Consider the following 23,010-nt stretch of genomic DNA (forward strand, 5'->3'; position numbering starts at 1 on the left):
CGAGTACGGACTTGGACGTGCCACTTGCTTCTTCCCTCGATTCATTACAGGACAACCCTATTGGGTCCCTGTCCGGGATCTTCGGGGCCCCTCACCTAGCCATGGAGGATCGGAGGTACCTGTACCACTCACTCTGCTCAGCCACGCTTCCTTTCTCACACGTCACGGTCGTCACCACCCAAGAATCGGCACCGATCCCGCTGTCCACTGCCTTGCACGCCATGACGGCGCCGCACGCGAAGCGAGTGAAGCCACAGACGCAGCACACTTCATGCCGGACAAGAGGCCTTGTTTGTATGGACGGCACCATGGGCCGGTTCCACCCACGTCTGGCGTGCGCGGGCGTCCTCACGGTGGCTGCCGCGATGCTGGGCGAGAGTGGCGCTGGGGATGCGGATGCAAGGGTGTGCGGGCTCGTACTCCTGGTCGTCCGTCTTGTTCCTGTAGCCACAGCCGTGCAGAGGGCCCCATCCTTTGCAGGATGGGGCCCTCTGCGAAGCAAGGCACTGCTGAGTCAGCCAGCCCGTGCTGCGGCTTGCTCAGCGAAGGATCGCGCCAGCTCACCAGCCCGTGCTGGGTCCCTGTCGAGTGCCTTGCTGTTCAGCAGTTCCAGGAGCGTGAAGAAGGCGTCGTCGGTCTCCACCCTCACGTCCAGCAGCAACGCGAGTTCCCCGGGCCTGTCGAACGGCACCCGACGGACTTGCTGTTCCAGGCTCGCGTCCTTGCCCTTCGGCGAGCGGGAGTCGGTGCGAGGCTCAGGGATGGTTTCTGATGTTCCCGAACTCTGCGACGGCTCCCCGTCCCGGCTCGACGACTCATCGTGGCTGTTGGTTGACGAGCCCTCTTCCGTCGAGCCGGTGATTACGCCGTAATCACCCGCAGGCCGGCCCAGGGCGTCTTCCTCGCGAGCAGCAGCTGTCCTTTGTGTCGCATGACGCTTCGATGTGCGCGCCGCCTCTTCCTTTGCCGCACGCTCCGTCTTAAGCTCTTCCAGGGCGGTTTCCTGCTGTTCAACGGGCTTGTTACCGACCGCGCGCAGCAGATCGATGGGGTCCTCACCGATGCGGGCCTGGAGTTCAGGACTCAGGTTGAGCAGAGCGAGGCGCTGGGAGATCCAGCCCTGGGAGCGGTGGAGGCGTTTGGCGAGGGCTCGCTGGCTGCCATGGATTTCCAGGAGGCGCTGCAGCGCGCGGGCTTCATCGAGTTCTTCGAGGTCCTGGCGGTGGACGTTGGCGACGAGGGCGGATTCGAGGAGCTCTTCAGGGGTGGAGCCCTGGTCGTCGCTGACCATGACCTTGAGCGTGTCGAGGCCGGCTTCGCGGGCGGCGGCGAGGCGGCTGCTGCCGTCGACAACGACGTGGCTGGTGTCCGGGTCGAGGTCGGCTTCGCGGTCCGGGTTGGCCGCGATGTAGGCGTCGCGGTTCATGACCGTGATGGCCTGCTTCTGGCCGTGGGTCTTCAGACTGCCCGCGAGGTCGGTGAGGTCGCCGAGGTCAGACCGGGGATTGTCCGGGTTGAGGCTGATCCGGTGGACGGGGAGTTCTGTGGGCGGGGCGATGCCCTCAGTGGGAATGCCCGTGGCGGCAGCGACGGCCTGGCGGCGTGCGCTGACCTGGCGCACTCCCCCGCCGAACCGGCCGGAGCCCAGCTGGTCGGCCTTGCTCACGAGACCTCCCTTGCCAGGGCGCGCATGCCGACGGCCTGCTGTGACTTGGGTGCGTAGGACAGCAGGGGTTTCTTCACTCGGACTGCTTCCTTCTGTTCCTTGAGGTCTCCGATGAGTCCCACCACCCTCGGATCCTTTATGTCCACCCATCCCTGGAGGGAGGAGGTGGCAATGTATCCGCGGCGCGAGTCGTAGAGGTTGACGACGATGCCGAGGTAGTCGATGTCGACTTGGAGGTCGCCGCGCAGGTCGTCGATCTGGGTGGTGAGCAGTTCGTAGGCGTCGGCGGAGCTGTCCTCGGCTTGGACGACGATGAGGGCGCCGGACTGGCCGGGCTTTTCGCCGTCGCGCCGACGCCCGTAGTAGGCGGCGGCGTCCATGCTGAGGCCGAGGCTGGGCGGGCAGTCGACGATGATTACGTCGTAATCGGCTTCGAGTGGAGCGAGGGCTCGCTCGAGCGCGGCTTCCCGGGCCCGTACGGCGGACAGGCGTACGTCGAGCAGGAAGGCGTCGTTGCAGGCGGGCAGGAGGTGGAGGCGGCCGCCGAAGCTGTCGTCGTCGACAGACACGATGAGATCGCGCAGGTCGCCCTTGGGATCGCCAGCCATGTGGTTGGTGAGGCTGTCGCCGTTCAACGGCAGCGGGGTGCCGCCCAGCTGGTTGGTGAGGTGGCACTGCGGGTCGAAATCGACGAGGAGAACCCGCAGCCCCAGTCCAGGGAGGTTCTCGATGTCGAGCGGGTCGGCTCCCGCCTGGGGAGCGTCGTGCGTCTCGCTGGCGCGCAGCGCCTTGGTGAGTGCCTTGGCGACACGTACGGGGTGAAGGGTGTTGGGGTCTTCGGCCAGCGCCTCGCCAAGTCCGGCGGTGACAGCGGTCTTGCCGACTCCCCCCTTCTGATTGCAGACGACGATGCGGCGGGTGATCGCGGGTCGCTCGATGTCCGGGGCGGGGTTGGCGTCGAGCCACAACTGGACGGACTGGGCGAGCCCTTGGATGAGGGAGACACGTCGGTCGGCTGCGATTCTCCGGAACTCCTCCCATTGCCCGGGGGGCAAGAAGGTGGAGAAGGAATCGGCGCCGGCTGTCTCGATGGTGGCGGGAGTGGAGGCGAGGCTGCACCAGTCGGTGATGCCTTGTTCGACGGCGGCCTGGATCTCGACGCCGTGCTGGGCGGCTCTGATTTTGAGGTTCTGCCGGAGCCATCCCGGCAGCTTGGAGACGACCTTCTCGCGGTCGCTGGAGGTGGCAGGCGAACTCATGGAGGACACCATACTAACGCTGTAGATCATCTACATCATCAACACGTTAGTTAGACCAACTTGAAGGGTCGCAAGCACTCCTTTGCCTGATTACGCCGCCATCACCTCGCCGCGGCCTGCCGTCCCGCGTCGAGTGATTACGTCGTAATCACTCAGCCAAGAAGCTGCCAAGAAGCTGAGCAAGTAACAGCGCACGCCAGCAGTCAGCGCCGCAGAGCGGCGCCCTGCGTCTCCCTGGTCGCAGAGGCGTGAACCGTGATCCTTTACGCATGCTGCTTCCGATCGCCCATGACAAGGTCGAGCTGATCAAGGTTGTCCGCATCGTCGATCGATCCGACAAGGCACCTCAGCGCGGACGACTTGACTGGTGACGAGGTCACCGTCTGGGAGAGGCCCCAGACTGATCACATCCCGGCTCTGACCCGCGACCTGCCGGGGGGTGCCTCTATGTCTTTCGTCAAGGCGCCCCTGTCGGGTTTGGGGGGATTCGGTCTTGCTGGGGTCATGCGGCGAGCTCGACGTCCGCGGGCGGGCGGGATTGGTAGAAGGTGCCGTCGCCGAGCATGGCGAACAGGACGCTGATGCGTTGACGGGCCAGGCGGAGGAGAACCTGGGTGTGGGTTTTGCCGCGGGCTCGCTGGCGGTCGTAGTAGGTGCGGGAGGCCGGGTCGGCGTTCATGCAGGCGAAGGCGGAGAGGAACATGGCACGTTTGAGCTGCCGGTTTCCGCCTCGGGGTGCGTGCTCGCCGTGGATAGAGGTCCCGGACGACTTCGTGGTGGGGGCCAGGCCGGCGTAGGAGGCGAGGTGGGCGGCGGTGGGGAAGCTGGTGCCGTCGCCGACGGTGACCAGCAGGACGGCGGCGGTCCTGACGCCGACGCCGGGCATCGACGTCAGGACCGGGGAAAGAGGGTGAGCCTCCAGCAGGGTGTTGATCTGGGCTTCCATCGCCCGGCGCTGGGTGTGGACGGCGGCCAGGGATGCGGCCAGGGAGGGGATGACGATGTCGAGGGTGCCGGTGCCCGGGACGACGACGGTCTGCTCGTCCAGTGCGTCGAAGACATCATCGATCAGCCGCTGGGCCATGCGTGGGGCCTTGGGCCGGATGACCTCGACCAGCTTGCGGCGTCCGGCCTTGCGCAGGGCAGCCGGGGAGCCGTAACGCTCGAGCAGCCAGGTCACGGCCTGGTGGTCGAGGCGGGGGCCGAGGACGCGTTCCAGGCTGGGGTGGAACTGGGTGAGCAGGCCGCGTATCCGGTTGCTGGTGCGGGTGGCCTCGGCGGCGAGGTCCTGGTCGAACCCGACCAGCACGGTCAGCTCGGCGGTGATCTCGTCGGTCAGTTCGAGGGATCGCAGGGTGTGCGGCATGGTGCGGGCCGCGTCCGCGATCACGGCCGCGTCCTTCGCGTCGGTCTTCGCCTCGCCTGGATACAGGTCAGCGATCCGCCGCATCGCCAGGCCAGGCAGGTAGGCGACCTGGCAGCCCGCGTCGCGGGCGACGGTCAGTGGAAGAGCGCCGATGGAGGCGGGCTGGTCCACGACCACCAGGACGGTGCCGAACTTCGCGGCCAGCTTGTCGAACACGGCCCGCAGCTTCGGCTCGCTGTTGGGCAGCTGCTTGTCGAAGACCTTCTTGCCTGCCGGGGTGAGCCCGTGGCCGTGGTGGTTGCTCTTGCCGACGTCCAGGCCGAGGAACACGCCCACGTCTTCGGTGTCGAACATCGCGCCCTTCCAAGAGGTGTTGACGTTGCCGACCTCGGCGTCGGTGTCGTACGCGCGCATCCACGTTATGCAGACCTGCCCTCCGCGAGCTGTCCGGCATTGCGCCGGACCGGGTGGCGGCCGGACCTCTGATCAGCGTCTCCGACGGCACCTCCCGGGCCCGGTGACACCACCCCCCAGGTCATCGACTTCGACAGGGGGCAACAGTCATGCCGGGCCCGGAGGCCAGCGGCCCCGTTGCAGGACCGCGAAAAAGATAACGGGGCGAGCTGCGCCGCGGCTTCTTCCCGGGCCGGGGCGTCCGGGCTTGCAGTGCGACGACCGACCTGGTCTTTCAGCTGGATTTCTGCTTCGACTGCCACGGCGTACATCTGTGGGGACCAGACGTCCCGGCCTGGCGGGAGGGGATCCACAGCTTTGATCCAGACAGCGCTCCCACCCCAGAAGCTGCTTCAGCAGTTCCGCGACGCCGCGTCCAGCAGAGTCCGCAGGCTGCTCGGCGCGATGAGCCACCACACCTCAGGCCGCAGAAGCGACCGGGAAATGCGGCAGTGGGGGGCGGCCAGCCTGAGCCCGTGTCGAAGGCCCCTGCATAGGCGGGATCTCCGTCAGCCCGGCGGACGGGCGGGCAGAGAGGTACCGACACGCCAGCGGGCGGGCGGGCAGAGCGGTACGTTACACGCCAGCGGGCGGGCGGAGCGGCCAGTCCGCCAACGGGACGGTGCCTGCACTCACGTCGGTAGTGCCCGCTCCAACAGCCGTTGTCAGCCTCAGATCGCGCGGTGACTGATGCTCCTGGCAGTGGTGCCTTGCATGATCAGGCACGTAATTCATGGACGCCGTCGGCGACCGCCAATCGGCGGTGCGCCGTGGGCATGGGCCAACAGCAGCCGCCATGCAGGTTCGTTGGTCAGGCCATATTGAGTGGACGGTTCGGCCCCGGGTGATTACGGCGTAATCACCCGGGGCCGCGGCACGGCGTCCACCGGGAGTGATTACGACGTAATCAGTTGCCGGCTAACGATCTTGGGAGCGGCGGTCGCGGTCGACCCGTGACATGAGGAGGGCCGCACGGGTTGGGCGAGTTGTGACGCTTGCCTGGGCCCGTGCGGCCTGTTCCCATCCTGCCCTGTCCGGCATCTCCCGCGCACACTTCGGCGAGTTGCTCGAAGAACTCGCCCCGAAGTGGGAGGCGGCCCGGGAGTCCGCGCTGCGTGAACGGCGCGGCGGAAAGCGGCGACGGGCTGCCGGAGCCGGGCCCAAGCAGCGCCTGGTGTTCACCGACCGGCTGCTGGTCACGCTCGTGCACCTGCGGCTGGGCCTGCCCCACGCGGCGCTGGCCCAGCTGTACGCGGTGGACCGCTCCACCGTCTCCGGGGCGATCCGCGCGGTCCGGCCGCTGCTCGCCGCCCGCGGCTTCGCCGTCCCCGACCGGCCGGGCCTGCGGCTGCGCACGCTGGAGGACCTGTTCGCGTACGCCGATGCCGAAGGCGTCAAGCTGCGGCTCGACGGCACCGAGGTGCAGGTCCGTCGCCCCCGCGCGGGACGCCCGGCCACAAGGCGTTCGTCTCGGGCAAGAAGAAGCAGAACACCATCAAGACCACCACCGTCAGCGACGGCCAGGGCCGCACCCTGTTCAGCGGGGTCGTGCGGCCGGGCCGGATGCACGACCAGACCGCCGTGCGCACCGAGGGCATCGCCGAGCAGTTCCGCCGGCACCCGACGGTGCGGGCCGAGGTCGACGAGGGCTACCGGGGCCTGGCCAACGAGTTCCCCGATCAGGTCAGCGCCCCGCCGAAGAAGCCGAAGGACGACGCGCCGCTGGGCGAGCAGCATGCCTGGCGCGAACAGCGCCGCCGTCAGTCCTCCGCCCGGATCCACGTCGAGCACGCCAACGCCGAGTACAAGCAGTGGCGGCCCCTGCAAAGGTTCACCGGACGCCGCGAGACCTACGCCGAGACCCATCTCGCGATCGCCGGACTGGTCTCCGACCGCTCCGCCCGCAGGGCCAACCGCCGCAAGACCAGCACCGAACTGGTACTCGCCCGGCAGACCGCCTGCTGATCAGCCACCAGCCGAACCGCCAGGCCAGCACGCCCCGACCTCAATCGCTCCCAAGCTCGTAAGAACTCGCGCGGATAGGCGGGACAGAACGCCCCGGGAGCAGAACAGGCATAGAGCCGGGTGCTCATGAGCTGCAACGCTCTGTGATCACCAGGAGACCTGTGCCTGCACTGCCATCGTGGCTGATGGATCCCCTGTGGGAACAATGCGCGGCACTACTGCCGCAGCCCACGGTCTACGATCCGGCCCATCCGCTGGGCTGCTGCAGCTCCTGCGCTTCGGCTGCTCCTACGAGGCCATAGCAGACACCACTTGCTCGGCCACTACGATCCGAGGCCGCCGTGACGAGTCGATCCGCCTGGGCGTCTTCACGCAGTCCAGGTGGGTGCTCGCCGGTGATCGGCGATGCCACGGCCTCGATGCCCGGTTCCTCGCGGCATTCGCGGACTACTGCGGCCCAAGGGGCCTCACGGGGTCGACGTGTCCTCCAGCCGAAGCAGGCGGGTTCGTTGATTTCTGGCCGGTGAGTCGCAGGAACCGACGCGTGAGTGGTTCACCGACAGCTACGAGTATGGCGGGTTCGCGGCCGAACGAGCTCGGGGCGAGCGGCCCGTCATCGCTGCGGTGTGTCTGGCCGGTCGGCGATCTGGGTGCCGTGGTCGGAACGGGCTTGACCTTGACGCTGGGTCAACCCTCCATTCTTCCGGGAGGAGCTTCCGCGCAGTCGCCTGGAACAGCTCCGCGAAGGAGGCAGATGACCATGACAGCCCAGTCGATCGCCGGTCCGGCGATTCGCGTGCAAGGTCTCAAAAAGTCGTACGGGCAGCTCGAAGTGCTGCGCGGTGTGGACTTCGACGTGGCGCCGGGCAGCATCTTCGCCCTGCTCGGTTCCAACGGAGCGGGCAAGACTACGACCGTGAGGATCCTCGCCACGCTTCTTAAGGCCGACGCGGGGGCGGCGAGCGTCCATGGCTTCGACGTCGGAACGCAAGCGGCGGACGTGCGGGAGTCCATCAGTCTCACCGGGCAGTTCGCGGCCGTCGACGAGATCCTCAGCGGTCGGGAGAACCTCGCTCTCGTCGCCAGGCTGCGCCACATCAAGGACCCTGGCGCGATCGCGGATGACCTGCTGAGGCGTTTTTCGCTGAGCGAGGCGGGCGCGCGGAGAGTGTCCACGTATTCGGGTGGGATGCGCCGACGGCTGGACATCGCGATGAGCCTCATCGGGAATTCGCCGGTGATTTTCCTGGATGAGCCGACGGCCGGTCTTGACCCCGAGGCGCGCATCGAGGTGTGGGAGGCGGTCAAGGAGCTCGCCGGCCACGGAACGACGGTGCTGCTCACCACGCAGTATCTGGACGAGGCCGAGCAGCTGGCCGACCGGATCGCGATCCTCCACCAGGGTCGGATCATCGTGAACGGCACCCTCACCGAGCTCAAGCAGCTCTTCCCGCCCGCCAAGGTCGAGTACGTCGAGAAGCAGCCGACTCTCGAGGAAATCTTTCTCGCAGTCATCGGGGGCATCGACAAGAGCGACGTCACTGGCACGACATCTGGGGGACGAGGATGACCGCGTACTTCTTCAGCGACACTGCCGCGCTCACGGGGCGGACCCTGCGCCATGTCACACGCAGCATGGACACCATCATCACGACCGCCATCACACCGGTCGCCATGATGTTGATGTTCGTCTACGTGTTCGGCGGCGCCATCGATACCGGGTCGGTTTCGTATGTGAACTACATGCTGCCCGGCATCCTGCTCATGACCATCGCCTCAGGCATCTCCTACACCGCGTACCGGCTGTTCACCGATGTGAAGAGCGGGATCTTCGAACGATTCCAGTCCATGCCGATCGCGCGGTCGGGTGTGCTGTGGGCCCATGTCGTCACCTCTTTGGTCGCCAACCTGATCGCGCTCGTGCTCGTCGTGGGCGTCGCTGTGCTCATGGGCTTCCGCTCAGGGGCAGGAGTGTCGGCATGGCTCGCGGTCACCGGCATCCTGCTCCTGTTCACCCTGGCGCTGACCTGGCTCGCTGTGATCCCCGGGCTTTCTGCGTCGTCGGTCGAGGGCGCTGGCGCGTTTGCCTACCCCCTCATCTTCCTGCCGTTCGTCAGTTCGGCGTTCGTGCCAACAAAGACGATGCCCGGCCCGGTGCGCTGGTTCGCCGAACATCAGCCGGTGACGTCGATCGTCAACACGATCCGTAACCTGTTCGCCCAGCAGCCGGTCGGTGACGACATCTGGACCGCCCTCGCGTGGTGCGTCGGCATCCTCGTCGTGGCGTACATCTTCGCGATGGCCGCCTATCGCCGGAAGATCGCCTGAGGCAGGCTGAGATCCATGCTCACCATCAGCCAGCTTGCGGCGTACGCCGGGGTGACGGTGCGGGCGGTACGTCACTACCACCGGATCGGGTTGCTGCCGGAGCCCGAGCGCGACCGGTCCGGATACCGGACCTACGACGCTGTCGCGGTCGTGCGACTGATCCGGATCCGCACCCTCGCAGACGCCGGCGTGCCGCTGGCCCGGGTGCAGGAACTCCTCGCCGCTGGCCCGGAGGAGTTCGCCGGCGGCGTTCAGGAGACCGACATGGCCCTGCGTGCCGAGATCCGGCGGCTGCAGGACACTCGCAGCCGACTCGTCAGGCTCGCCGCCGGAGAGCACCTGGCGCTTCCGCAGAGCGTCGTGGACTACCTCGACCGGCTGCGCGGTCTCGGAGTTGAGGAGCGGTACATCGAGATGGAGCGGGATGCCTGGATCATGATCGCCGCCCAGGTGCCGCACTCGATCGACTCCGTGATCGCCAAGAAGCACGAGGAGCTGGACGACCCCGAGATGGTGAAGCTCTACAGCCTACTCAGCGGGGCGCTCGACTGGCCGGCCGACGACCCGCGGATCGTCGAGGTCGCCGACATCATGGAGCGCCTGATGATTCGCGCTGTGGAGGCCGGCGAGGTAGGTGCCGATGACGGCATCGACGATCAGTTTGTAGACCTGCTGGACTCAACCATGGTCGAGTCCTCACCGCACGCCGCGCGGCTGTTGGCGATCCTGGAGGAGCGGGGCTGGAGGGGCTGGACCCGCATCGAGCGAGTGCCTGCCGACAGACTCAACACTGAGCTGCCGCCATCGTGAAGGCAGGTCAGGGCCCTGGAGTGACGCTATTTGGGGGCACGTGCTTCCGGGGGCGGCCGTCTGCCTCAGTGAGGAACAGGGCCGGCGCGGTGGGGGTGGGCAGCGTGGATGTACTTCATGGCAGTGGTGATGGAGATTCCGAAGACGCGGACGAGGTGGACGGGATCTTCGGTCTCGCGGGCCTCGTCCAGGATTCTTTCGGCGCGAACTGCGCGCAGAGTCAGACCGGCGGGGTCGAAGCGCCTGTAGATGTAGTCCGCGGAGACAGGATCGGTCGCGCTGGCGGTCTGTTGAGTAACCAGGAGGTGCGAGTTGACGGTGCGTGGCCAACGCTGATGGCGGTAGCGGAGCCAGGCGTGCAGTAGGTCAGCTGTGGTGTTGTCGAGGTGAACGACGTGACGGCCGTGGGGGCGGCGGATCAGAAGTTGCCGTCGGGTGAGCAGCACCTTCACCACGCCCAACTCCTGCGGACCTTCTCATCGGGCCTGTGCTGCCCAACTGACTCTGGCGCGCCCGGCGATCAAACCGGCGCGTTCACGACGCACCCTGGTAGGCCTTGTTGCATCGCACCGGGAGTGATTACGCCGTAATCACTCGTAGAACAGGCTGAGAGCAAGGAGCAGCGCGGGGGAGGAGCAGTTGTCCCGTCTCAGCGAACCGAGTCCGCGGCCGATTCGTCTCAACGAACCCAGTCAGCTCTGCGGGAGGTAGTTCCGGGCCCGCCCCGGTGAGCGGTCGTCTCGACGAAGTTGGTCGCACTTGGTCAGCAGTCCCAGCCGACTGAGTTCGTTGAGACGGGACAGCAGTCTCCGCGAAGGCCTCGCGTGCGTAGGCACGGATCTCTTCGCGGCGCTCCACCGTGGCTGGTGTCGATGCCGGCCTCCATGGCCGCTCCCAGGATCCGGGTGTCGGGAGGAATTCCGGGGCCAGCTGCCGCGCGGCGAGGTCTTCGGCTGCGGCGGGGTCGCCGCGGGCGAGTGCGGCCAAGGCCTGGTCGGTCAGGAGGGCCGTACGCCGTGTCCGGAAGTCCGCGTTGGTGTAGGCGGCGGTCAGCAGCCGGGCGAGGTGGGTGGGTGCGTCCCCTTTGACCTGAAGGGAGAGCCCACGCGGCTCTGGCAGGAGTACGTCGACCGGATGGCGGCCGCGGTCACCTGCCGACCCGAGGTACTCGAGTACCTGGCGCGACTCCTCGTGCGGAAGCGCTCGTGCGGAAGCGCTCGGGTACGCCCGGTCGGCCAGCTCAGCCGCTGTTCGACGGCCTGGCTGAAGGCGTGCCTGCGGCAGAGGGTCACCATGTCGATGAGCGCCGACTGCCGGTTGCCCAGTGTGCCGTCCAGGTCGAAGAGGGCCAGCATGCACACGACCTTAGGTAGCGCCTCGCCGTCGCGCATTAGGAGCTCTGGAGGGGAGAGGCCCATCCCCGGCGACCTCACCGGGCCGTCTACGTGCACCTGCTCAAGCGGCTGGCCGAGCGTTTCCCGGAGGCCGCCGACTCGCATTCGGGCATGCTGACGCCGGCCTCGGAATCAAGGAGGTCGGGGTGACGACGTAAGCGCCACCGGCCGCGCGCGGAGGGCGGACCAACCACCCGCGTCGGATGCTCAGTTCTCCCGGCAGCAGCCGGGCCCGGCCACGGCCGGATGGGCTGCGGCTGGATCGTGGAGGCGGCGGTGGTGCAGTCTCCTCGGGGCGCATCCGCGCGTCATCGCCGGACTTTGCCAGCGCGAGGGGGCGAAGGACGTCGGCAAGGTTCAGCAGTTCCCGATGCTCGCCCCGCGTCTCGTTCAAGTCGCTGATCATCCGGTCCTGGCGGCGGCGTACCTCCCCTGGGTGACCTCGCCGTGCAGTGCGGTGCGGTCAGCCCGACTGTCGGGTCGTCGAGACGTATCGCCCGTCAGTGCCTTCATCGCCTCGCCGAGTGCGTCTTTCCACCCCACGTGTCTGGTCGGGATCGCCTCAACGCCTTCAAACGGTACTCGTACGCCATCTGTACGGTCAGTTTACGCGATCTGTACGGTTCATAGGGTAGGATTTTGGTCAGGAGGTGTTCCATGTCCGAGTTGTTCGACGCGGTCGACGCGCTGGTCGCGTCACGCTCTCCGCTGCCGTCGGCGGAGGAACGCAAGCGGCTGCGGGTCGCGCACGGCCTGACACTGGACGAAGTCGCCGCCGCGCTGAAGGTGCGCCGGGCCACAGTGTCCGGGTGGGAGTCGGCCAAGAAGCCGACCGAGCCGCGCGGCCCGGAGCGCGAGGCGTACGCGCGACTGCTGGAGAAGCTTGCGGAGCTCTACCCCGCCCCAGAAGTGCCGAAGGAATCGGCATCCCCGACGGTGTCGGCCACGTTCACCGGCACGCCCGCCCCGGCGGAAGCGCGGACTCTGTCCCCAGGGCAGGCGTCCGACGCTGCGGCCATGACTGCGCCCGAGAACACCCAGACCCCTGCCCCTGCTCCCGAAACTGCTGCTTCTGCGGCCACGCCGCGTCCGGCGCGCACCACCAGGCCGCCGTCGACGTCGCGCCGTCCGGATGCGAAGAAGGCGGCCCCGGCCGACACCCCGGCGGGAAGCACTGACTCGCGCTTCGAGAACGGTCCGCTGGCGGTCATCGATGTCGAGGACGGGCAGGTGCTGGCGTACTGCACGGGCGGCCTGGTCCTGGACGTGCCCGCCAAAAGCATCCCGGCACTGGTGGAGTGGACGCTCAAGGAGGCGAAGCTCGGACAGCCGAAGCTGTCCGGCCCGGGCAAGGACGCCGACCCGCTGCTCGTGCTCACCGAGGCCGCGCTGAAGCGCTACGGCCTCCCTGTCGCCCTCACGAAGGAGGAGCGGCTCGCCGGGCGGATCCCGGAGGGCCACAAGGTCATCAAGCAGCTGGCGCTCGCCGACTGGAAGCTCACCAAACGCGGGTTCGGGCCGTGGGCGCGGATCTACCGCCCCGCCACCGGTGCGGAGCGGGCCTGCGTCCAGCTGTGCATCCCGTCCTGGCACGCGCTCGACGCCCGCCACTGGGGCCAGGCCGAGCAGCTTCCGCTGGCGGAACTCGCCCGCGTGCTGGGCGTGTACGCGTCGCGTGTGATGACGCCGCGCGGCTCCACCGCCGTCACGGGACTGGAGTTGATGACCGCGCTGCACCCGCCGACCCGCGCCTCCGAGCCCGACGCCGACGGGCGTCGGCACTCCGAACACAACCCCGGCTCGCTGGGCATGCATCCGGTGGACTGCGCCCCCTGCGAGGCCCCCGACGGGCACCCACTCCTGGCGGATCTGCCGCGCTTCCACGTTCGTGGCCCGGGGGAGAAGCTCTTCGAGGAGGCGTACGACTGGGCACGGCCGATGACGGACGCCGAATGCACCCTGCGGCACCTGGTCGGCATCGACGTGAACATGGCCTTCGCCGCCGGAGCCAACGGCCTGGTCGTCGGCCTCGGAGCGCCCACGCACGTCAACAACCCGGTGTTCGACCCGAAGCTGCCCGGTTCGTGGCTGGTCGACCTGTCCCACGTCGACCTGTCGAGGGTGAAGGCCGGCAAGGACAAGTGGGCGGACCTGGACGCGAGTCTGCTGCCCAGCCCGTTCACGCCGAAGGGCGAGCGGCCGGAGGGCCCGGCCTGGTATGCCACGCCCACCGTGGCGTACGCGGTGGAGCTGGGCTACGACGTGCGCCCGATCGAGGCGTACGTCCGGTACGACAACGGCCGCTACCTGGACGGCTGGTACAACCGGCTGCGCGACGCCTACCTCGCCACGATGGCCGACCTGGGCGTGCACGCGGACATGGCGCCGGCCGACTTCCTCACGGCGATGGACGGCTACAGGGAGCGTGACCCGGAGTTGTCGATCGTCGTCTCGGCGATCAAGGCGACGGTCAAGGGCGGCCTGGGCAAGTTGCGTGAACGCCCGCGTGGTGAGGGCTGGCGGCCGGGCCAGCCATGGCGTGCCCTGTCACGGGCGACGTGGCGGCCGGACATCCGCGCGGCGGTCATCTCCCGCACCCGGGTCAACCTGCACCGCAAGATCGTCAAGCACGCGGCGTTCACCGGGCAGTACCCGGTCGCGGTCCTGTCCGACTGTGTGGTGTACGCGGCCGACGGCACCAGTCCGCTGGACTTCCTGCCCTACCGGGACGGCAAGCCGCTGCCCGGCGGTTTCAAGCTCGGCATCAACCCGGGCTTGGTCAAGCACGAGGGCACCCAGAGCGTCCTGTGGGGCGAGGAGGTCCGCGAGCGGTTCAACGCTCCGGAGCTCAACCTCGCCCGGTACATCAAGGACGGCACCGTCACCGACGTCGACAGCGGAGAGTAGGAGACGACGATGACCCTCTTCGGGGACGGCCTGGAAGCCGCGGTGCAGAAGTCGTTCACCCGCCCAGCACCAAAGAGCGCGCCCGCACAGATGCGGTACCTGGTCAAGCAGCTCAAGAGCACCAGGGCAGTCGCCCAGATGCTGCGCATCTCCCAGCGCACCGTCGAACGGTACGTGAAAGACCAGATCAAGAAACCGCGCCCGGATCTCGCCGCGCGCCTGGAGCGCGAGGTGAAGAAGCGGTGGCAGCCACAGATCCGGGCCAAGGCCCGGCAGAGGGCGGCGACGACCGGCGGCATCGTCATCGACACCCGCGCCCGCATCGGCTACACGGCGCCGGTGGGCACGACCGACGACGCCCGGATCCGGCATCTGACCGTGGCGCTGCCGCCGCAGTACGCCGCCCGTCTCTTCGACGCACAGCAGGCCGGCGCCAGCGACCAGCAGTTGCAGCAGATCGCCGCCGAAGGGCTCAAGGACATGTACTTCCAGGACGGCGGCCGCCGCGCCGGCAGTCTTGAGGAGGTCCGCTTCACCGACATCGAGCACATCGAGTTCGATCTCTAGCAGCCCCGCCCCGAACAGCTTGCGAGCCCTGGGAGATCGGGCCGGGCTCGCTCGCGTATGCCGTAGCTCAGTTGACGGCCGGACGGCTGCCACGCTTCCGGTCGGCCGCGGAGATGGGCTTCTCAGCGAGATGGCGACGCATGGACGGCGGCGTCCCGCGGCCGCCGTCCAGCTTCTCGGCACGCCTGGGTCGGCATTCGCCTCAGGCAGCCCTGCCTGCCCGGGCCCGGTGGGCCTCTTCAGCCGCAGCGGCGGGGCTGGAGCCGCGCCGCTGCCGCAGACGGAGATGACCGACTAGGAGAAGACGACCAGGCCGCGATCGCCCGCGGCGTCCATGGACGCCGCGGGCGAGGTTGTTGACCCGCCGTACGGCGCGCTGATCGACCTTGCCCGCCACACCGACGCAGGCCGTTCCGACGAATGCGATACCAGTCCCAGAGAGTGGCTGAGCAGCGTGGTACCAGGGGCCTTCGCCGGCCCCTGGACCCCGCTGCCCCGCCACTTCCCGGCGCGAACCGGTTTCGTCGTGGCCCAGACCGTCCGCGCCGGGAAGTGGCGGGTACGGGTGGGCGGAGGTTCCGTGAGACGAGCACCTTCAGTGTGGGCAGGCCTGGCTGTGACTGCGGACCGGAACGGGGCTCGGCCGTGGGGATCAGGTCCGTTCGTTCCCAGTGAGTGCCATTCGAGGGTGGTGACGAGCTGAGCACGCCGTCCGGTCGTGCACAAAGTGCAGCGGTTGCGTGGGCCGTGGGGCGAACGGCGCGGCTCCTGCTGAGGTAAGAGAGCGCGCTCTCGAATCAGCCTCTGACCTGCGCAGATACCTCGAACAACCAAGATCGGAGGAACTGGCAGGCAGTTCCTCCGACAGCACAGGGCGATCAGAGGATCTGAGTGAACAGATCCTGCAGTCGTATCACCCAGTTCCGTGAACCGCACACCACGATCTGACAGACCGGGACCACGATCCTGAGATCTGGCACCACGGCTGGAGGATCTGGGTACCACGATCCTCCAGCCGTAGCAGATTGACGTGACGTACATGAGTGCGCAGGGTCATGGTCACAGCCGGCAGACACGAACCCTGAACGAGTCAGCAGGTGACACGGCCGGCAGGCCGGGCTGATTGACTTCCTGCTTATGTACGTTAAGTTCATCTGGTCGGCCTCGAAGCCGCCTCTCATGAACCGTCAGACAACCCCCGTTCACGGAGGGCCCGTTGGGAGCAGTACGCAGGCTGGTTGATGCCGAGACGGGCGAGGCGGTGCCCTATGCGCCGTACGCCTTCTCTGGCAGGCACACGCAGATCGACAAGGCGCGCGTCGAGGCGATCACCGAATCCAAGGCCTTCACGCCCAGTCAGAAGTTCCTCGTCCTGTGGTGGATCGGAGTCTCGCCCGAGGGCATGGAACCTTTGAGGGCCACCGGAGCCGACATCGCCAAGCGGGTGGGGATGTCGGCCGACGCTGTCGGAAAAATCAACAGGAAGTTGGCCAAGCACCGCATCCTGATCGTCCGCGGACGCATCGGCAACTACAACTTCTACCGGATCAGCCCGTACATCGCCTTCCACGGAACGGGGCTCGAGCAGCGTGAAGCGGTGAAGACGTGCAACCCGCCAGACATCCCCGGATTCAACGAGAACGTGCCTGCACGGTGGGAGGCCCAGTGATCAGCAGCGAAGACAAACAGAAGAACCTTGAGCTGCTGGAGAAGACGGCCGGCATGACCGCCAACCAGCGTCTCGTCGTCATGCTGTACGCCCTGCATCCGACCGACCGGTCCGGCGCTGTTCTCGAGACTGCCGCCAACCTGGCCAAGCTCGTCGGGATGGCCGCGCCCGTCTTCTCCCGCACCCGGAAGCAGGTCATCGAAGCCGGCTGGCTTGAGGAGACCGAGAGGCTCGGGCACATCAGGTATTACCGGCTTGACCCCAAGCGCATGGGCGAGAACGTCGTCGTCCCCCTCCGCCGGGCAACCTGACGTCCCACAGGCCGCACCTCATTGACGTCACGTACATGAGGTGCGGCCTGTGGGACGTCCTCCATGTAAGAAACGCCTCGTGCCGTCGCAGACAGCCGGGCTCCCCGCCATCGTAGTGACCCGTTCACAGCCGGGCCGCACGTCAGGTAAGGGACAGCAGCATCTTCTCGGTCGGCTTCGACCAGGGCCTCGCCGGCGAGGCCCACCGCACCTCCAACCGCATACGCGGCCTGCTCACCCCCCAGTTCCACCCATCGCTGGAGCGCGTCCTGGGACCCTGGCTCGACCACCCCGCCGTCACCTGGCTGCTGGAACGCCACGGCTCCCATGCCGGGCCCGGAGACCGGCCGCCCTCTTGCAGGACCACGAAAGACATGACGGGGGCGTCTCGGAGGGCTGGCCCAGAGTCGCTGCAGGGTCGCTCAAGAGGTGCTGCAGTCGGCGCTGTTGATCGGGCCGGGATGGGGGCAGCGACTGGTACCCATCTCGGTCGCTCTCGGACGCTGGTGGAAAAGGCCTGGTCAGGGACGGGCTTCCCAGCAGAACAGCGACCGAAGCGACCGAAGGCCGGAGTATATGAAGACATTGGCGCGTCTGTGCGTGTGCGCGTGACGTCATATATGGATACCTTGAGTCGCTTCGGTCGCTGTCATGGCCTGTGAACTGCGACTTCGTCGAGCCGTGCGGGAAGCGGTGCGAGCAACTTCGGCCGCTGGGCTGCTCGGGTCGCTGGTGAGGCGTTCCGATTCAGTTCTTCTTTCGTCTCGTTCTGCCTCTCCCGTTTCGCTAGTCTGTTCCAGTCGTTCAGTCGCTTGGGTCGCTAATGGGGGATGCGCATGGCTTCTGAGCTGCCGTTTTTATGTAGCGACTCACAGGGATCGTCGGATGTCCTTCCGTCAATCGCCGGTCGTCCGATGGCAGTTGCCCGATGGTGTGCGGGCCGGGGCTGGCCGGTCCATCCCCTTGCGCCCGGCCGCAAGACCCCGGCAGGCAACTGCCCGTCCTGCCGGGAAGAGGGGCACACCCACGTCGGGTGCGGCTGTCCCGCAGCGGGCCGCTGGTGTCACGGCTTCCGTGCCGCCACGCTGGACGTGACCAGGATCGAGCAGTGGTGGGGAAACCACCCCGGACTCGGGGTGGGAGTCGCCTGCGGGCCGGCCGGGCTGGTGATCATCGACATCGACGCGCACGGCGCGCAGGTCCCCGACCGGGACCGTCTGCTGCCCGGCATCAGGATCCCGGCCGACGTCGACCTGACCGGGCTGGCCAACGGGTTCCACACGATCGCCCTGCTGGCCGCCCTCCGGGGCGCCACCAGCCCCGCCGACGACGAGACGACCCTGCGGGTGCGCACCCCGTCCGGGGGCCTGCACGTGTGGTACCGGGCCCAGCGCGGGCACACCTGGCAGTGCTCCACCGGGTCGGGCGCTGGTCGGGCGCTGGCCTGGCAGGTCGATGTACGGGCCGGCGGCGGGTACATCGTCGCGCCGGGGACGGTGACCGAGGCGGGGGCGTACGAACCCGCCGGGCCCGCGCGAGAGCCCGCCCCGCTGCCTGTGTGGCTCGCCCGGGAGCTGGAGCGCACCGGGCACCTGCCACGGCCGCGGGTGCCCGCGTCCCGGCCCGTGCCGCCCCGGGCCCGGCAGGCCGTCCTCGCCGCGGGCGGCAGCCGCGGGGCCGCGGGGAGAGCCCTGGCGGCGCTGCTCGCCGACGTGGCCGGCTGCGTCGCCGTACCCGAGGGAGCGGCGTTCTCCGAGAAGCTGAACCGGGCTGCCTACACCGCGGGGGGTCTCGTGGCCGCCGGGCACCTGGCGCAGGAGGAGGCGGAACGGGTGCTGACGGAGGCGGCCGAGCACGCCCGTCCCGGACAGGAGCGGCGCTCCGCGGCCATCATCCGCGGTGGCCTGGACGCCGGCCGGCTGCGCCCGCTGGCCCTGGGAGAGCGGAGATGACCTCCCGGCCCGACGGCACCCTCTTCGACGCCCAGGCGGTCGCCGTGCGGATCCTCGCCCAGTCCGATGACCAGCCGGGGGCCCCGCCCCGCGTGCCGGGCCCCCGGCGGGACGGCGAGGCCACCGCCGACGGGCTGCTTCCCGACACGCTCAGCGACCGGGGCAACGCCAAGCTGTTCGTGAAGCTGTACGCCGACGACTACCGGCACGTGCCTGGCCTCGGCTGGTTCCGCTGGGACAGCACCCGCTGGCAGGTCGACGAGGACGACACCGTGATGTGGGCCGCCGGCGATCTGGCGGAGTCCCTCGCGAGCAACGACCCGCGCGGGGTGTTCACGGCGGCGGCGCTGCAGCAGCACCGCCGCCGTGCGCTCAGTACCAGCGGCATAAACGCGATGCTCACCCAGGCCAGGTCCGCTCCGGGCATGGTGCTCAACGCCTCCCGGCTGGACGCCGATCCGTACGCGCTGTGCACGCCGGCCGGCATCGTGGACCTGCGGACCGGGGCGATCCGAACGCCGGATCCGAACCGGGACTTCCACTCCCGTTCCACGACCGCGGCTCCGCAGCCGATGTCCACCCCGCGCTGGGACCGGTTCCTCACCGACACCTTCGGTGACGGACCCGAGGGCGTGGAGATGATCGACTTCCTTCATCTGCTGCTGGGGTACTCCATCACCGGGGACGTCGGCGGGCAGGTGATGCCGTTCCTGTTCGGCTCCGGCAAGAACGGCAAGTCGGTGCTGCTGGACGTGCTGATGAAACTGCTGGGGGACTACGCCGACGCCGCGCCGCCGGGGTTCTTGATGGCCCGGCCCTACGAGGGGCATCCGACCGATCTGGCCGAACTGCACGGCCGGCGCGTGATCGTGTGCAGCGAGGTGAAGCCGGGGGACCGTTTCGACGAGGCACGGGTGAAGCTGCTGACGGGCGGCGACCGGATCAAGGCCCGGCGTATGCGGCAGGACTTCTTCAGCTTCGAGCCGACGCACAAGCTGTGGCTGCTGGGCAACCACCGGCCGGAGGTCGGGACCGGCGGGTTCGCGTTCTGGCGGCGGATGCGGCTGATCCCGTTCGAGCGAGTGGTGCCCGACGACCGCAAGATCGACAATCTGGCGGACATCCTCGTCACCGAGGAGGGCCCTGGCATCCTCAACTGGCTGATCCTGGGCGCCCGTCGGTACCTGAGCGGCGAGAGGGACCTGACCGGGCCGGAACGCGTCCGGATCGCCACCAACGCCTACGCGGAGACCGAGGACCACACCGGGCGATTCCTCGGTGAGTCCTGCCGGATGGAGGGCGGTCTCAGGGCGGAACAAGCGAGGCTCTACGCGGCCTACAGGGACTGGTGCCAGAATGAGGGGTCCCCGGCCGTCTCGTCGCGTGCCTTCGCCGCACGGGTCCGAGAAGCGGTGGGACTGGCCTCTCCCAAGGAGATGATCCTGTCCAACCAGCGCAAGTACTACCCGGGCATCGGACTGGTCGCCGACGAGGAGACAGCATGAGCGCCCTCATCGAAGAGTACGAGATCGAGAACGAGGTCGACCTCGTCTGGCTCGAGGACATCGGCGGTCTCGACTACGTGCGCCAGAGCCTGGACCGGCTGCCGACGCGGCGCGGCAGGCCGGCGTACCACCGTGACGGGCGCATGGTCGGGTACGCGCTGCTGGGGCCCGGCGCGAAGCCGTCGCGTTCCTCGGGTACGTTCCGGCGCCGGGTGTTCTGGCTGCTGCCGCACGACCGGGACACCGATCCTGATGGTCTGTATGCGATGGGGGCGCCGGCCGAGGCGGTGGACCCGCGCACGCTCTCGCCGGGGAACAAGGGCCACAGGACCGAGCGGTCGGAGGGCGGGCCGGTGTCGTGGCCGGTTGCGTAGTGCCAGGGTGTTTCGCGAGTTGAGACTCTCATGTGAGGCCGCGCTGTCAGATGGCCGCGCCGTGTAGGTGGAGTCCGCCGAGGTAGCTGACCGGTCCTGCCGTGACGGGTGGCAAGCCCGTGCCGGTTGGCCGCCCGGTCGGTCTTCTTGGGGACCACCGCCCGGATCCCGCGTCTGCGCAGGTCACGAAGGGACCGCGTGCGGCCGACGGCAGCGGCGGTTCGAACCCAGCCCACTCTTCGTCCGTGAGATGGCCCCCGAGGCATCCCGCCCGTCTCCCGTCCCGTCCCGGCCGGCCCAGCGAAGCAGCCGGACCCGTGGTCGCAGTCGGCGGAGCACCGGCGGCGGGCGGGGTACGGAGCGGGGGTGATTACGGCGAAATCGGCTGGGCTCAGATCCTCTGGGTCAGGTCATGCAGGCATCAGTACGCCGGTTGTGCGACGAGATACTTCCAGCATTGAAAAGAACCATCCGACCGGTATATTTTACTGTCCGTGCAGGGACCACATGTCACGTCGTCGGCACGGGTGTCAGTGCTCCAGGGAGAAGAGGCATGAGCGTGCTGGCGAGCGGAATGGCACCGGCCACCGGCGCGCCGACCTCGGTGCGGCGTGGTGCGGGCACCGTGCTGGTGGCGGGCGGCAACGGCTTCGTCGGAAGTGCGGTGGTCGAGGAACTGCTGACACGGGAGGCTGCGGAGGGTGCGCCCGCCATACGCGTCCTGTCGCGTCGGCCGCCCCGCTCGTCCCACCGGCACCGCGTGAGCCATGTACCCGCCGACCTCGCACAGCCCGGTGCACTGCGCGGACTGTGCGAGGGAGTGGTGACCGTCGTCCACACGGCCACGTACGTGGGGCGGGATGCCGCCCTCTGTGAGACGGTCAACCACCACGGCACCCTTGCCCTATTGGAGGAGGCCCGCCGGGCCGGTGTCGAGCACTTCGTCTACGTCAGCACGGCCTCGGTCTACGGCGCCGGTCCGCATCGCGGAGCGGACGAGTACACCCTGACACCGAACCCGGCGTCCCCCGCGAGCCGTTCACGGCTCAAGGCCGAACAGGCCGTTCTCGACTCCGGGGGGACCGTGCTGCGCCCGCATCTGGTTCATGGTGTCGGCGACGTGTGGTTCATCCCCACGATCGTCCGTCTGCTCACCCTGGTGGCGGCCTGGCCATCCGGTGCGACGTCACACAGCTCCATGATCGCGGTCCGGGACCTGGCGCGCTGCGTGGCGAGTCTGGTGACCGCTCCCGAGGCCACGGACCGGGCACGGGTGTACCACGCGGCCCATCCCCGGCCGGTGTCCATGGAGCAGGTGCTGCTCACCCTTCATCGCAGGCTCGGCCTTCCCCTCCCCCGCAGGGACATGTCCCTTCAGGAGCACCGGGCCAGGCTGGCCCGCGCCGCGACCCAACTGTCCGATCACCAGTACACCCTGCTCACTCAGGACCACTGGTATGACAGCGACGCCCTGTGGGCCCGCACAGGCGAGGTCCCGGGGCTGGGCTTCGAGGCACGTTTCGCCGAGGCCACGCACTGGTACACGGCCCACCTCGCGAGGCGCGACTAGTGGGCGTGAGCGTGAGCCTGCATCTCTTCGTAGGCCTTCTTCCCGGCTTCGTAGACCTTCCTCCCGCGGCCCTCGCTGAGGTCCACTGACGCCAGCACCGAGGGGACCGCGATGCTGGGCAGCAGGTGACGCAGCATCGCGGTCACCCGTGCGGGGAGGTCCTTGTGGCTGTTGATCACCTGGGACATGGCCTGGACGCCGGAGTACGCGCCCACGATGACGTTGGCGGTCTCGGCCGGCACGATCTGAGGAAGCAGTTCTCCCTGGGCCTGAGCCTTCTCCAGCCGCTCCTGGAATCTCTCGACCCAGGGGTTGAACGCCTCGACGCGGTCGAGTCCGTCGGTCAATTGGGACATGGACAGTCGCGCCCCTGCCCGCACCATGGGGTCGGTTCGCAGGAGGTAGGTGTACCGCAGCAGGATGTCCACCACTTCCTGGACCTTGCACGGGTGGTCGGGAATGCCGAATTCCTGATGCTGGGCGGTGAGAACGGCCTGAGCCAGTTCCTCCTTGGAGGGGAAGTGGAAGTACAACGCTCCCTTGGTCACCTTGGCCTCGGAGAGGATCTCGGAGATCGTCGCCGCCAGGTACCCGCGTTCCTCGAAGACCTTGGCCGCGGCCAGCAAGATGGTCATGCGCGTACGGATGGCCCGCTCTTGCTCGGCCATGGTGCCCTCCGGTCGATCGACGTGCTCTGGATAGTCTCCAGATATCAAACCATCCGGTCTTTATTTTATCAGCGGGTCCCTGCCCGCGGAACAGGGAAGCCGGTTTGGTTGCAGGGTCACCGATGAGTGTCGTGAGGTGTCTGCGGTGGTGAGACCGGAGGTGGGGGGGGGGGGGGGGGCCCCCCCCCCCCCCCCAACCACCCCCCCCCCCCCCCCCCCCCCCCCCCCCTCCCCCCCCCCCCCCCA

The 23,010-nt window shown here is 68.3% G+C and carries 17 protein-coding genes and 3 pseudogenes; 14 read left to right on the plus strand and 6 right to left on the minus strand.

All coding sequences use genetic code 11. The features are described from left to right. Window positions 1-514: 514 nt before the first annotated feature. The 3 genes from ACZ5TL_RS38010 to ACZ5TL_RS38020 form a co-directional block, all read right to left on the minus strand. A complete protein-coding gene (locus ACZ5TL_RS38010; protein ID WP_468595343.1) occupies window positions 515-1,666 on the minus strand; it encodes a ParB/RepB/Spo0J family partition protein in 1,152 nt (383 codons plus the stop codon). Next, entirely contained in the window at window positions 1,663-2,925 is a 1,263-nt protein-coding gene (locus ACZ5TL_RS38015) for a ParA family protein (protein WP_468595344.1), read from the minus strand. The genes ACZ5TL_RS38010 and ACZ5TL_RS38015 overlap by 4 nt, the downstream gene beginning before the upstream one ends. A gap of 502 nt (window positions 2,926-3,427) precedes the next feature. Continuing rightward, window positions 3,428-4,645 (minus strand): IS110 family RNA-guided transposase, encoded by a 1,218-nt coding sequence (locus tag ACZ5TL_RS38020; RefSeq protein ID WP_468595371.1) that lies wholly within the window; start codon window positions 4,643-4,645, stop codon window positions 3,428-3,430. Between the two features lie 1,057 nt (window positions 4,646-5,702). Between ACZ5TL_RS38020 and ACZ5TL_RS38025 the strand changes: the two are divergent. The 5 genes and pseudogenes from ACZ5TL_RS38025 to ACZ5TL_RS38045 all read left to right on the plus strand — a co-directional run bounded on the left by ACZ5TL_RS38025 (window position 5,703) and on the right by ACZ5TL_RS38045 (window position 9,847). After that, window positions 5,703-6,709 (plus strand): annotated as a pseudogene (locus ACZ5TL_RS38025) (transposase). A 161-nt stretch (window positions 6,710-6,870) separates the two neighbouring features. Then, window positions 6,871-7,097: pseudogene (locus ACZ5TL_RS38030) on the plus strand (IS5/IS1182 family transposase); the annotation flags it as partial. Window positions 7,098-7,469: 372 nt separating this feature from the next. Continuing rightward, the gene (locus tag ACZ5TL_RS38035) at window positions 7,470-8,279 is read left to right on the plus strand and encodes an ABC transporter ATP-binding protein (protein WP_468595372.1); all 810 of its coding nucleotides are present in this window, start codon (window positions 7,470-7,472) and stop codon (window positions 8,277-8,279) included. After that, complete coding sequence (locus ACZ5TL_RS38040) at window positions 8,276-9,037, plus strand: ABC transporter permease (RefSeq protein ID WP_468595345.1); 762 nt, start codon at window positions 8,276-8,278, stop codon at window positions 9,035-9,037. Before ACZ5TL_RS38035 ends, ACZ5TL_RS38040 begins: the two co-directional genes overlap by 4 nt. A 15-nt stretch (window positions 9,038-9,052) precedes the next feature. Beyond that, window positions 9,053-9,847 (plus strand): MerR family transcriptional regulator, encoded by a 795-nt coding sequence (locus tag ACZ5TL_RS38045; RefSeq protein ID WP_468595346.1) that lies wholly within the window; start codon window positions 9,053-9,055, stop codon window positions 9,845-9,847. A gap of 65 nt (window positions 9,848-9,912) precedes the next feature. Here the strand turns inward: ACZ5TL_RS38045 and ACZ5TL_RS38050 are convergent, their stop codons facing one another. Then, window positions 9,913-10,302 (minus strand): hypothetical protein, encoded by a 390-nt coding sequence (locus ACZ5TL_RS38050; RefSeq protein WP_468595347.1) that lies wholly within the window; start codon window positions 10,300-10,302, stop codon window positions 9,913-9,915. A 594-nt stretch (window positions 10,303-10,896) separates the two neighbouring features. After that, window positions 10,897-11,202 carry an HAD family hydrolase gene (locus ACZ5TL_RS38055; RefSeq protein ID WP_468595348.1) on the minus strand — a complete coding sequence of 102 codons (306 nt, stop codon included), beginning with the start codon at window positions 11,200-11,202 and terminating at the stop codon, window positions 10,897-10,899. A gap of 696 nt (window positions 11,203-11,898) precedes the next feature. Here ACZ5TL_RS38055 and tap point away from each other — a divergent pair. The 9 genes and pseudogenes from tap to ACZ5TL_RS38100 all read left to right on the plus strand — a co-directional run bounded on the left by tap (window position 11,899) and on the right by ACZ5TL_RS38100 (window position 22,096). After that, a complete protein-coding gene (gene tap, locus ACZ5TL_RS38060; protein ID WP_468595349.1) occupies window positions 11,899-14,148 on the plus strand; it encodes a telomere-associated protein Tap in 2,250 nt (749 codons plus the stop codon). Between the two features lie 9 nt (window positions 14,149-14,157). Then, on the plus strand, window positions 14,158-14,715 hold the full coding sequence (gene tpg / locus ACZ5TL_RS38065) for a telomere-protecting terminal protein Tpg (protein ID WP_468595350.1): 558 nt from the start codon (window positions 14,158-14,160) through the stop codon (window positions 14,713-14,715). A gap of 1,216 nt (window positions 14,716-15,931) precedes the next feature. Then, window positions 15,932-16,384 (plus strand): MarR family transcriptional regulator, encoded by a 453-nt coding sequence (locus tag ACZ5TL_RS38070; RefSeq protein WP_468595351.1) that lies wholly within the window; start codon window positions 15,932-15,934, stop codon window positions 16,382-16,384. Continuing rightward, complete coding sequence (locus ACZ5TL_RS38075) at window positions 16,384-16,695, plus strand: replication initiation protein, RepL2 (protein WP_401480044.1); 312 nt, start codon at window positions 16,384-16,386, stop codon at window positions 16,693-16,695. The genes ACZ5TL_RS38070 and ACZ5TL_RS38075 overlap by 1 nt, the downstream gene beginning before the upstream one ends. Before the next feature lie 170 nt (window positions 16,696-16,865). Next, window positions 16,866-17,027: pseudogene (locus ACZ5TL_RS38080) on the plus strand (IS110 family transposase); the annotation flags it as partial. Window positions 17,028-17,609: 582 nt separating this feature from the next. Then, window positions 17,610-18,647 (plus strand): bifunctional DNA primase/polymerase, encoded by a 1,038-nt coding sequence (locus ACZ5TL_RS38085; RefSeq protein ID WP_468595352.1) that lies wholly within the window; start codon window positions 17,610-17,612, stop codon window positions 18,645-18,647. Then, window positions 18,644-20,152, plus strand: coding sequence for a DNA primase family protein (locus ACZ5TL_RS38090; protein WP_468595353.1), 1,509 nt, complete (start codon window positions 18,644-18,646; stop codon window positions 20,150-20,152). Before ACZ5TL_RS38085 ends, ACZ5TL_RS38090 begins: the two co-directional genes overlap by 4 nt. Beyond that, entirely contained in the window at window positions 20,149-20,526 is a 378-nt protein-coding gene (locus tag ACZ5TL_RS38095) for a DUF6009 family protein (protein ID WP_468595354.1), read from the plus strand. The genes ACZ5TL_RS38090 and ACZ5TL_RS38095 overlap by 4 nt, the downstream gene beginning before the upstream one ends. A 553-nt stretch (window positions 20,527-21,079) precedes the next feature. Further along, window positions 21,080-22,096: an NAD-dependent epimerase/dehydratase family protein gene (locus ACZ5TL_RS38100; protein ID WP_468595355.1), complete on the plus strand. Its 1,017-nt coding sequence runs from the start codon at window positions 21,080-21,082 to the stop codon at window positions 22,094-22,096. Here ACZ5TL_RS38100 and ACZ5TL_RS38105 read toward each other — a convergent pair. Continuing rightward, on the minus strand, window positions 22,093-22,764 hold the full coding sequence (locus tag ACZ5TL_RS38105; protein WP_468595356.1) for a ScbR family autoregulator-binding transcription factor: 672 nt from the start codon (window positions 22,762-22,764) through the stop codon (window positions 22,093-22,095). The two genes, ACZ5TL_RS38100 and ACZ5TL_RS38105, sit on opposite strands and share 4 nt — an antisense overlap. Between the last annotated feature and the right edge of the window lie 246 nt (window positions 22,765-23,010).

The sequence above is a fragment of the Streptomyces sp. NPDC033136 genome, assembly GCF_055578235.1.